General features: G+C 45.5%; 8 protein-coding genes. All 8 read left to right on the plus strand.

Features of this window, described 5'->3' with window-relative positions; all coding sequences use genetic code 11:
- Nucleotides 1-685: 685 nt before the first annotated feature.
- Nucleotides 686-2,035: a chromosomal replication initiator protein DnaA gene (dnaA, locus tag P9687_RS02585; RefSeq protein WP_026683507.1), complete on the plus strand. Its 1,350-nt coding sequence runs from the start codon at nucleotides 686-688 to the stop codon at nucleotides 2,033-2,035.
- 199 nt (nucleotides 2,036-2,234) lie between these two features.
- Nucleotides 2,235-3,380 (plus strand): DNA polymerase III subunit beta, encoded by a 1,146-nt coding sequence (dnaN, locus tag P9687_RS02590; protein ID WP_071452209.1) that lies wholly within the window; start codon nucleotides 2,235-2,237, stop codon nucleotides 3,378-3,380.
- 150 nt (nucleotides 3,381-3,530) lie between these two features.
- Nucleotides 3,531-3,749, plus strand: a complete 219-nt coding sequence (gene yaaA, locus P9687_RS02595) for a S4 domain-containing protein YaaA (RefSeq protein ID WP_071452210.1) — start codon at nucleotides 3,531-3,533, stop codon at nucleotides 3,747-3,749.
- A 33-nt stretch (nucleotides 3,750-3,782) separates the two neighbouring features.
- Nucleotides 3,783-4,895 carry a DNA replication/repair protein RecF gene (recF, locus tag P9687_RS02600; protein ID WP_035183060.1) on the plus strand — a complete coding sequence of 371 codons (1,113 nt, stop codon included), beginning with the start codon at nucleotides 3,783-3,785 and terminating at the stop codon, nucleotides 4,893-4,895.
- 9 nt (nucleotides 4,896-4,904) lie between these two features.
- Entirely contained in the window at nucleotides 4,905-5,183 is a 279-nt protein-coding gene (gene remB, locus P9687_RS02605; protein WP_014096599.1) for an extracellular matrix regulator RemB, read from the plus strand.
- A 226-nt stretch (nucleotides 5,184-5,409) separates the two neighbouring features.
- Entirely contained in the window at nucleotides 5,410-7,335 is a 1,926-nt protein-coding gene (gene gyrB, locus P9687_RS02610) for a DNA topoisomerase (ATP-hydrolyzing) subunit B (RefSeq protein WP_035183056.1), read from the plus strand.
- Between the two features lie 19 nt (nucleotides 7,336-7,354).
- Complete coding sequence (gyrA, locus tag P9687_RS02615) at nucleotides 7,355-9,829, plus strand: DNA gyrase subunit A (protein ID WP_168985799.1); 2,475 nt, start codon at nucleotides 7,355-7,357, stop codon at nucleotides 9,827-9,829.
- 87 nt (nucleotides 9,830-9,916) lie between these two features.
- The gene (locus P9687_RS02620; protein ID WP_035183048.1) at nucleotides 9,917-10,987 is read left to right on the plus strand and encodes an HD-GYP domain-containing protein; all 1,071 of its coding nucleotides are present in this window, start codon (nucleotides 9,917-9,919) and stop codon (nucleotides 10,985-10,987) included.
- Nucleotides 10,988-11,374: the final 387 nt, after the last annotated feature.

Genomic DNA, 11,374 nt, shown 5'->3' on the forward strand with positions numbered 1-11,374 from the left:
CTCTAGATGTTCATCTTGAAGTGTACAATTAGATGATAGAGCGTCTTCCCATTTTTTTCCACTCATCTGCCCCTTCGAGTAAAATTTTACACATACCAAAACTTCTCACGTACCAGACTTTCATTTTCCCGCAGAAATAACGAGCCGTTTTTCCGGTTCCGCTTCCTTGCTTTTCCGGTCAAAACGGCTCGGGTTTCCGAAAAGAACGGGACATGATGATCACCCTTTGTCATCAGCCGCCATTTTTCCACATATCCGGTATGTGGATAATTTTTCGGTGAATTTTTAACTGTCCACAACAATTATTGACAAGTTTCACACAAATTCAGAGCGTGTGGATAATGTTTTTTCACACCTTTTGCGAATTGTGGATAATTTACAAAGATCATTGCAACACCTAAGATTATCTGTTATGATTATTGTGTTTTAACCCTGGATAACCGGTTGTGCATAACTTGTTCATCCACAGTTTGTGGATAACTTGTGGACAGTTTATCCAGACCAATGGAGTAAAGTTGTCCACAATTGGTGGATGCTGTCGAAAAACCGTATTTATTCCTTATTATATATTTTTCCACTATACAAACATATGCATGTTTATAAATGGCCGTAACCTTCGCCGAAACATTGTTACACAGACAGAGAGAATGGTTATTTTTCGTTTGATAAAAAGGAGGGATTGGCGTTGGAAAATATCGCTGATCTTTGGGAAAAAGCATTGTCCGTGATTGAAAAAAAGATCAGTAAACCCAGCTTTGACACCTGGCTGAAATCGACGAAGGCATACTCGCTCAAAAACGATACGTTTGTCATTTCCGTGCCGAATGAATTTGCCAGGGATTGGCTGGAGGGCCATTATATTCCGCTCATCACAACGGTCTTGTACGACATAACCGGAGAAGAGCTTGAAATTAAATTCGTTATTCCGCAACAGCAGGACAGTGATGAACCGGAACTGTTCCCGTCCCCGAAAAAATCAGCGGAAAAATTGAATGATACCCGCGACTATCAGAGTATGTTGATTCCAAAGTATACATTCGATACCTTTGTCATTGGTTCCGGTAACCGTTTTGCACACGCTGCTTCCCTTGCCGTTGCCGAAGCGCCGGCGAAAGCCTATAACCCGTTATTTATATACGGCGGCGTGGGCCTTGGAAAAACGCATTTAATGCATGCAATCGGGCACTATGTACTGGAGCATAATCCAAAAGCCAAAGTGGTGTATTTGTCTTCTGAAAAATTTACGAATGAATTCATCAATTCCATTCGAGACAATAAAGGAGGCGAATTCCGGAACAAATACCGGAATGTGGATATCCTTCTGATAGATGATATTCAGTTTCTCGCCGGAAAAGAATCCACGCAGGAGGAATTTTTCCATACCTTTAATGCGCTACATGAGGAGAGCAAGCAAATCGTCATTTCAAGCGACCGGCCCCCGAAAGAAATCCCGACGCTTGAAGAAAGGCTGCGTTCGCGGTTTGAGTGGGGATTAATTACGGACATCACGCCGCCTGACCTTGAGACACGGATCGCCATTTTGCGAAAAAAGGCGAAAGCGGACGGTTTAGATATCCCGAACGAAGTCATGCTTTACATCGCGAATCAGATTGACACGAACATTCGTGAACTAGAAGGGGCATTAATCCGTGTTGTCGCCTATTCTTCGCTTATTAACAAGGATATCAATGCCGACCTTGCTGCAGAAGCGCTGAAAGATATCATTCCAAGTTCCAAGCCGAAAACGATTACGATTGAGGACATCCAAAAAGTGGTCGGGGAAGAATACCATGTAAAAATGGAAGATTTTAAAGCGAAAAAGCGCACAAAATCGGTCGCATTTCCGCGCCAGATTGCCATGTATTTATCAAGGGAACTGACGGATTTTTCACTGCCGAAAATCGGGGAAGAATTCGGCGGCCGGGATCATACAACCGTCATCCATGCCCATGAAAAAATCGCCAATTTGATTCAAACGGATACGCAATTTCAAAAGAAAATTGAAGAACTGCAAAATTTGCTGAAAAACGGGTAGTCCACGTTTTAAAAGCGGGCTTGAGCATATTGTGCATAACAACGGATCATGTATGAACAGTCTGTCCACATGTGGATAGACTGTATTTCATTGTACCAGCAACGTTATCCACATGTTCACAACCTCTATTACTAGTACTACTGTTTTTTTAAAAAAAGATTAAGTATAAGTATATGCGTCACACGATGGAGGAATAACCATGAAATTTTCTATTTTGCGGAACCGCCTGATCGAAAGTGTCCAAGATGTGTCAAAAGCCATTACGTCCAGAACCACGATTCCGATTTTAACCGGTATTAAAATTACTGCTTCAGAAGAAGGCATTACTTTTACGGGCAGTGATTCCGATATTTCCATTGAGTCATTTGTGCCAAAAGAAGAAGACGGGGATGAAATGGCTGTGATTCAGCAAACAGGCGGCATTGTGCTGCAAGCAAAGATTTTCGGGGAACTGGTCAAAAAGCTGCCGATGGATATTGTAGAGATAGAGGTTGTCAATCAATTCCAGACCATCATTCGCTCAGGCAAATCGAACTTTAATTTAAACGGGCTTAATGTGGAAGAGTACCCGCATTTGCCGCAAATTACAGAAGACAAAGTGATCCGGATTCCGGCAGATATTTTAAAAAATTTGATCCGGCAAACGGTATTTGCCGTCTCCACCGCGGAAACCCGCCCAATCTTGACAGGTGTAAACTGGAGCATTAAAGGTAGCCGGCTGAACTGTATTGCAACAGACAGCCACCGCCTGGCGCAAAGGACAGCGGAAATCGAAACGGCTGCAGATGCCGAGTATAATATTGTAATCCCGGGGAAAAGTTTAAATGAGTTGAATAAAATTTTGCCGGATTCGAATGAACCAGTGGAAATTGTGATAACGGATAATCAGGTTTTATTTAAAGCAAAGCGTTTATTGTTTTTCTCGCGGCTATTGGAAGGAAATTACCCGGATACATCACGGCTGATCCCGACAGATGGAAAAACGGAAATCGTGGTGAATACAAAAGAGTTTTTGCAAGCCATTGACAGGGCGTCGTTACTCGCAAAAGAGGGGCAAAACGCAAATGTTGTGAAACTTTCATCCGTTACGGATATGCCGGGCACGATTGAAATCACCTCCAATTCGCCCGAAATCGGGAAAGTGACGGACAGAGTAAACTGCAAATCGATTGAAGGGGAAGAAGTAAAGATCTCGTTTAGTTCAAAATATATGATGGACGCGTTAAGAGCGCTCGAGGGAACGGAAATCACGATCCGTTTTACCGGTGCGATGAGGCCATTTGTCATCCGGCCGGTAAATGATGATACGACATTGCAGCTGATTTTGCCAGTCAGGACGTATTGATGAAAAAAGCCTGTTTTTTAACAGGCTTTTTTCATCTCCGTTGCATGCGGAAAACAGCGGGCGGCAACGGGAATTCCTTGTTATGCTTTGTGTTTCTGCCTGATTTTTAGTAAAATAATATGTTAGTGAGTACATGAAAAGAGTGAAGAAATGGCAAAAAATGTAAAAATCTCAACAGATACCATTACGCTTGGCCAATTTTTAAAATTTGCGGATATCATTCAAAGCGGCGGAATGGCAAAATGGTTTTTAACCGAACATGAAGTGCTCGTCAATGGAGAACCGGAGCAAAGAAGAGGGCGGAAACTGAAAGAGGCGGACCGGGTTGAAATTGGCGGAATCGGTACGTTTCAAATTATCCGCGGTTGACCGGCGCTTTTTCCGCATAAAGGATGTTGGCATATGTACCTGCAGGAACTGGAACTTCACAATTACCGCAACTATGAAACATTGACCATTCCATTTGAAAACAAAGTCAATGTGATCCTCGGGGAAAACGCCCAGGGAAAAACCAACCTGATGGAAGCCATTTATGTTTTGGCATTGGCGAAATCCCACCGGACGTCAAATGATAAAGAACTCATCCGCTGGGACGCAGAATATGCTAAAATAAAAGGGAGACTTCACAAAACGCATGGTTCTGTCCCCCTTGAATTGACCATCTCCAAAAAAGGCAAAAAAGCAAAGTACAATCATATTGAGCAAAAAAAACTAAGCCGGTATATCGGCAATATGAATGTGGTCATGTTTGCGCCCGAAGACTTGAATCTTGTAAAGGGGAGCCCGCAGGTCAGGCGCCGCTTTATCGATATGGAGATCGGGCAAATTTCGCCGGTTTATCTGTATGATATGAGCCGGTTTCAAAAAATATTGCAGCAACGGAACCATTATTTGAAGCAGCTGCAAATGAAAAAACAGACAGACCAGACGATGCTCGATATTTTAACCGAACAGTTGATTGAACAAGCCGCTAAAATTGTCATGCGGCGGTTTGAATTTGTGCGGATGCTCGAAGAATGGGCACGCCCGATCCACCATTCGATTTCCCGCGGCTTGGAACAACTTGAGATCCAATATAAACCCTCTGTGAATGTATCAGAAGAGCTCAATTGGTCAAAAATGATAAAATCATACGAAAATAAATTTGCTGAAATAAGGGAGCGGGAAATTGACAGGGGCGTGACGATGGCCGGCCCGCATCGCGATGATTTGGCTTTTGTCGTGAACGGCAGAGATGTCCATACATTCGGATCGCAGGGGCAGCAGCGGACAGCCGCATTATCTGTTAAGTTGGCTGAAATTGAACTGATTTATTCGGAAATCCGGGAATATCCGATCCTGCTACTGGATGACGTACTGTCGGAGCTGGATGACTACCGCCAGTCCCATCTGCTGAATGCGATTCAGGGAAGGGTGCAGACATTTGTGACAACGACAAGCGTGGATGGGGTTGATCATCAAACGTTACGGGAGGCATCCATGTATACAGTGAAGGCAGGACAAATTGTCAGGTGAGGTGTGCCTATGTATCTCCATCTCGCAGAAGATGTCATGATTCGAAGTGATGACATTATCGCTATTATGGACGAGAGATCGCTCAATAGCTCCGGGATCAACAAAGCTTATTTGCAGGCTTTCAAAAAAGCCACAGTCAATTTGGCAAAGGGCAGCTTTAAATCGGCCGTGATTACCCAAAATGCGGTCTATTTATCGCCTTTTTCCCCCGGCATTCTGTTCAAACGGGCAATCGGCCTTTCTCCGGCCGGGTTTATAACCGAACATTTTACCGGAAAACCGGTTTAACATACGAAAAAAAGCTGTTTTGTGATTCAACCGGTGGTGGCTTGTAACTTTAGTTATGAGTTGAACCGGCTTCATGCAAGGCGTGTTTTTTGGCACGTCTGTTTCCGGCTAACCGCAAAAAGTGGCGGGTGCAATCTGCCGGGATAACCAGTAGGTGCTAAAGTATCCGCAAATCCCGCAACATCCATCGTGAGCGGTTCAATTTAAGAGAGTGCAGGTGGTATAATTGGAACAAGAACAATTACAGAAGCAGTCTTATGATGCCGAGCAAATCCAGGTTCTTGAAGGGCTGGAAGCGGTGCGCAAACGTCCGGGGATGTATATTGGCTCGACAAGTGCGAGAGGTCTTCACCATCTTGTCTGGGAAATTGTCGACAACAGCATTGACGAGGCACTGGCCGGTTTTTGCGATGAAATCAATGTTTTTATTGAAAAAGACAACAGCATTACCGTGAAGGACAACGGACGCGGCATCCCGGTCGGCATCCAGGAAAAAGTGGGCAGGCCTGCCGTTGAAGTCATCATGACCATTTTGCACGCCGGCGGGAAATTTGGCGGTGGCGGATATAAGGTGTCCGGCGGTCTGCACGGGGTTGGTGCGTCTGTTGTGAATGCCCTGTCTACAGAGCTCGATGTCTATGTCCACCGCGACGGGCATATTTACTACCAAAAATACCGCCGCGGCAAACCTGCCTTTGACTTAAAAATCATTGGCGAAACGGATCGTACCGGCACAACGACTCACTTCAAGCCGGATCCGGAAATTTTTACGGAAACGACCGAGTTCGACTTTGATATTCTTACAACCCGGCTCCGTGAACTTGCCTTTTTAAATAAAGGGATCAAAATCACCATTGAGGACAAACGCGAAAAAAATCCGCGCAAACAAGAATACCATTACGAAGGCGGGATCAAATCGTACGTGGAGCATTTGAACCGCTCGAAAGAAGTGCTCCATAAGGAACCGATTTATGTAGAAGGCGAAAAAGACGGCATAACCGTTGAAGTATCCCTTCAATACAATGACGGGTTTGCCAGCAATATCTATTCTTTTGCCAATAATATTCACACCTACGAAGGCGGCACACATGAGTCCGGTTTTAAAACGGCTTTAACGCGCGTCATCAATGATTATGCCCGGAAAAACAATCTGATCAAAGAAAATGAAGCCAATTTAACGGGCGAAGATGTCCGGGAAGGCCTCACTGCGATTGTTTCCATCAAACACCCGGATCCGCAGTTTGAAGGACAAACGAAAACGAAGCTTGGAAATACAGAAGCAAGAACGATTACAGATGCGGTATTTTCCGAGACGTTTGAGAAGTTTATGATGGAAAATCCTCAAGTGGCGCGGAAAATTGTCGAAAAAGGGCTGATGGCTGCCCGGGCAAGGATGGCTGCGAAAAAAGCGCGCGAACTGACACGGAGAAAAAGCGCGCTCGAATCGACAAGCCTACCGGGCAAACTTGCAGACTGCACATCACGCGACCCGGCTGAGAGCGAGCTCTACATTGTCGAAGGAGACTCGGCCGGCGGTTCTGCCAAGCAGGGAAGGGACCGGATGTTTCAGGCGATCCTGCCTTTAAGAGGGAAAATTTTAAACGTAGAGAAAGCGCGTTTGGATAAAATTTTGTCAAATGCGGAAATCCGTACCATTATTACCGCGCTCGGCACAGGTGTCGGGGAAGATTTTGACATCTCGAAGGCGCGTTATCATAAAGTCGTGATCATGACGGATGCGGATGTCGACGGCGCCCATATCCGCACGTTATTATTAACGTTTTTCTACCGCTATATGCGCCCGTTAATCGATGCAGGCTATATTTATATCGCCCAGCCGCCGCTTTATAAAGTGCAGCAGGGAAAAAGGGTCGAATATGTATACAGCGACCGTGGCCTTGAGGAATTGCTTAATACGCTGCCCGCCCAGCCGAAGCCGGCCATCCAGCGTTATAAAGGCCTCGGTGAAATGAACCCGGAACAGCTTTGGGAGACGACGATGGAACCTGCCAACCGGACGATGCTGCAAGTGAGCCTTGACGATGCGATTGAAGCGGACGGCACGTTTGAAATGCTAATGGGCGATAAAGTGGAACCGCGGCGGAATTTTATCGAAGAAAATGCCATTTACGTGAAAAACCTGGACATTTAAAGAAAAGGAGGTTGCATAAATGGCTGACACACCTGAATCGAAAATTGTGGAAGTAAACTTAACCCAGGAGATGCGCACATCTTTTCTTGACTATGCGATGAGCGTCATCGTATCCCGGGCTATTCCGGATGTACGGGACGGATTAAAGCCTGTGCACCGGAGAATTTTATATGCGATGCACGATCTCGGGATGACCCCTGATAAAGCGTATAAAAAATCGGCGCGTATCGTCGGGGAAGTCATCGGGAAATACCACCCGCACGGCGATTCGGCCGTGTATGAAACCATGGTGCGGATGGCGCAGGATTTTAGCTACCGCTATATGCTGGTTGACGGGCACGGCAACTTCGGGTCTGTTGACGGCGACCCGGCTGCTGCCATGCGTTACACGGAAGCGCGCATGTCAAAAATTTCCCTTGAACTGCTGCGCGATATTAACAAAGATACGATTGATTTTCAGGACAACTACGATGGTTCGGAAAAAGAGCCGGCTGTCCTGCCATCCCGTTTTCCGAATCTGTTGGTGAACGGTTCCTCCGGGATTGCGGTCGGCATGGCAACGAACATTCCGCCGCATCAGCTCGGTGAAGTCATCGACGCGATTCTTGCTTTAAGCAAAGACCCGGATATTACGATTCAGGAATTGATGGAATATATCCCCGGGCCGGATTTCCCTACGGCCGGTTTAATTGTCGGAAGAAGCGGCATCCGCCGTGCTTATGAAACGGGAAGAGGCTCTATCACACTCCGGGCAAAGGTGGAAATTGAACAAAAATCAAATGGCAAAGAATCCATCATTGTGACCGAACTGCCTTACCAGGTCAACAAAGCCAAATTGATCGAACGGATTGCAGAACTCGTGCATGAAAAGCGGATCGATGGCATTACCGATCTGCGTGACGAGTCCGACCGCAACGGCATGCGGATGGTGATTGAAGTCCGCCGTGATGCAAATGCGAATGTGATTTTGAACAATTTGTACAAGCATACCGCCATGCAGACGACATTCGGCATCAACCTGCTGGCACTTGTTGCAGGCCAGCCAAAAGTGCTGAATTTAAAACAGGCGCTCAAGTATTACCTTGACCATCAGGAAGAAGTGATCCGCCGCAGAACGGCTTTTGAACTGAAAAAAGCGGAAGCGCGCGCCCATATTTTGGAAGGTCTGCGCATTGCACTCGACCATATTGATGCGATTATCCAGCTGATCCGTTCCTCGCAAACAACGGATATTGCCCGCAACGGCTTAATGGAGCAATTTTCCCTGTCCGAAAAGCAGGCACAGGCAATTCTCGATATGCGGCTGCAACGTTTGACCGGACTGGAACGCGAAAAAATTGAAGAAGAATACCGGGGCTTGATCCAACTGATTGCAGAACTGAAAGCCGTTTTGGCAGATGAAGAAAAAGTGCTTGAAATCATCCGTGAAGAGCTGCTCGAAATTAAAGAACGGTTTAATGATGAACGGCGCACGGAAATTATAGCAGCAAGCGTTGACCAGATTGAGGACGAGGATTTGATCCCGCAGGAAAGCATCGCCATCACCCTGACCCATAACGGCTATATCAAACGCCTGCCGATTTCGACGTACCGGAGTCAGAAACGCGGCGGCCGCGGCGTGCAGGGGATGGGCACGAATGAAGACGATTTTGTTGAACATCTCTTAACGACATCAACACATGATACGATCCTTTTCTTCACAAATAAAGGAAAAGTCTATAAGAAGAAAGGATACGAAATCCCGGAATACGGCAGAACGGCAAAAGGCATTCCGATTGTCAACCTGCTTGAAATTGACAGGGATGAATGGATCAATACGATGATCCGTGTGGAAGATTTCGTAGAAGACTGGTTTTTATTTTTTACCACAAAAAAAGGCATTTCAAAACGCACCCCTGTAACTGAATTTGCCAACATCCGGACGAACGGCCTGATTGCTATTCATCTGAAAGAAGAAGATGAGCTGATTTCCGTGAAACTGACGGACGGCCATAAAGACATTATTATCGGTACGAAAAACGGCATGCTGATCAGATTTCCGGAAACGGATGTGCGTTCAATGGGGCGGTCGGCAACAGGGGTAAAAGGCATTACTTTAAGCGGTGATGATGAAGTAGTCGGCATGGAAATTCTGGAAGAAAACGATGATGTGCTTATTGTGACCAAAAACGGCTATGGAAAACGGACAAAAGGAAGCGAGTACCGCATCCAGAGCCGGGGCGGAAAAGGTTTGAAAACCTGCAATATCACAAGCAAGAACGGCCCGCTTATTGCTGTGAAGACGGTAACGGGAGAAGAAGATGTCATGCTCATTACAGCGGGCGGCGTGCTGATCCGGATGGCTGTCGGGGATATTTCGGTGCTCGGCAGAAATACAATGGGCGTCAAACTGATCCGTCTTGGTGACGAAGAATATGTTGCCACAGTCGCAAAAGTGGAAAAAGATGAAGAAGAAAATCATGCTGATCCGGTGGAAGAAACCGGAGAGGAATAAGAAATCTCGGGAAGCATTGCACACAATGCTTCTTTTTTTTGATAAAATATGGGCAGCACAGTTGCTTGTTGACGGAGGGAGAAAAACTTGAAGATAAAAGTAGTCGATCTCGTCCCCGGCTATTGTTTGGCTGAGGATGTTATGGGGAAAACGGCTCACCCCATTATGCCAAAAGGAACCCTTTTAACGCAGAAAATGATTCATGTTTTGAAAGCATTCGGGATAGAAGAAGTGGATGTGGGCCGTTCCAATAGCCGTAAAGAGACGAAAGAGAGCACGAGGGAAGAAAGTCAGGAAACGGCAACAGTGCCAGAAGCATTCCGGGAGCAGTACACGGCTGCGGTTGGCAGTTACAAGAAAATGTTTCAAAGCTGGCAGTCCGGTTCCAAAGTCAGTGTAGGGGAAGTGAGGGATTTTTTTATTCCGCTTTTTGAATTGATCGAACAGGATCCCGGGAAAATCCGCATTATTCATCAATATGCAACAAAAGAGGAATACATCTATCATCATGCCGTCTCGGTCGGACTGTTAAGCGGCGCAATCGCCCAAAAACTGCAACTCGGGAAGGGAACTTGCTATCAGGCTGCATTGGCGGGCTGCCTCGCAGATGCCGGCATGGCAAAAATCCCTGCGCCTTTGCTGAGAAAATCAGCCTCCTTAACAGAAGAAGAATACGAAGAAATCAGGAACCATCCTGTATACGGGCTAAAAATGGTCCAGCACTCGCCCCTTTTGAAATCCGAAACGAAACTCGCAATTTTACAGCATCATGAACGTCTTGACAAAAGCGGCTATCCATTTGGTGAAAAACCGGACAGAATTCCGATCCTGTCAAGAATTGTTGCCGTTGCGGATGTATACCATGCCATCGTATGCGACCATATTTATAAAAAGAAGAAAATCCCGTTTCAGGCCATTGAAGAGCTGCTGGAGGATCACTTCGGAGAGTTCGATATTGCTGTGATCCATGCATTAATTAGCCTTGTTGCCCATTTAACGATTGGATCAAAGGTCTTTTTATCCAACAATGAAGAAGCAGAAGTGCTTTACATGAAACCGTCCGCTCCCATTAAACCGCTTGTAAAAATTTTAAGCAGCAATGAAATGGTGGATTTGGAAAGCCGGCCTGATTTGTTTATTACAGAATTAATCCGGTGAGGTTTGAAAAGCAGAAACCGGCCAAAATAGAAGCCTTATTATATTTTGTTTGGATAACCCTTAGACACCGATGCCGTATTTATTGTCGTACCAGCGGAAGCCTTCAGGAGAGATAAATTTATTACTTTATGTATTGCCAGAAACAATATCTATCCGGAGCATAATTGATTTTACGTAAAAACCTTAAGTTCAATTTATTTAGATTTTGTGCATTGTATAGGATTTTGTTGCGCGAACCGAAAAAAGTACTTACAATTTACTGCATAACGAGTATAATAGAAATTGTGCTTTTTATGGTTGCTTGTTGATTTGCTTTTTTTGTTGACACAAGCTGCCGGATATGTTATGATATAAAAGTCGTCACAAGATGTGATTGTTCCTTGAAAA

This window comes from Weizmannia sp. CD-2023 (assembly GCF_036225245.1).
Classification (GTDB): domain Bacteria; phylum Bacillota; class Bacilli; order Bacillales; family Bacillaceae_C; genus Weizmannia; species Weizmannia faecalis.

Excerpts from the sequence above, each read along its gene's own strand:
- gyrA (WP_168985799.1), top strand. The coding sequence starts at position 7,355 with ATGGCTGACACACCTGAATCGAAAATTGTGGAAGTAAACTTAACCCAG.
- dnaN (WP_071452209.1), top strand. The coding sequence starts at position 2,235 with ATGAAATTTTCTATTTTGCGGAACCGCCTGATCGAAAGTGTCCAAGAT.
- remB (WP_014096599.1), top strand. The coding sequence starts at position 4,905 with ATGTATCTCCATCTCGCAGAAGATGTCATGATTCGAAGTGATGACATT.
- yaaA (WP_071452210.1), top strand. The coding sequence starts at position 3,531 with ATGGCAAAAAATGTAAAAATCTCAACAGATACCATTACGCTTGGCCAA.
- recF (WP_035183060.1), top strand. The coding sequence starts at position 3,783 with ATGTACCTGCAGGAACTGGAACTTCACAATTACCGCAACTATGAAACA.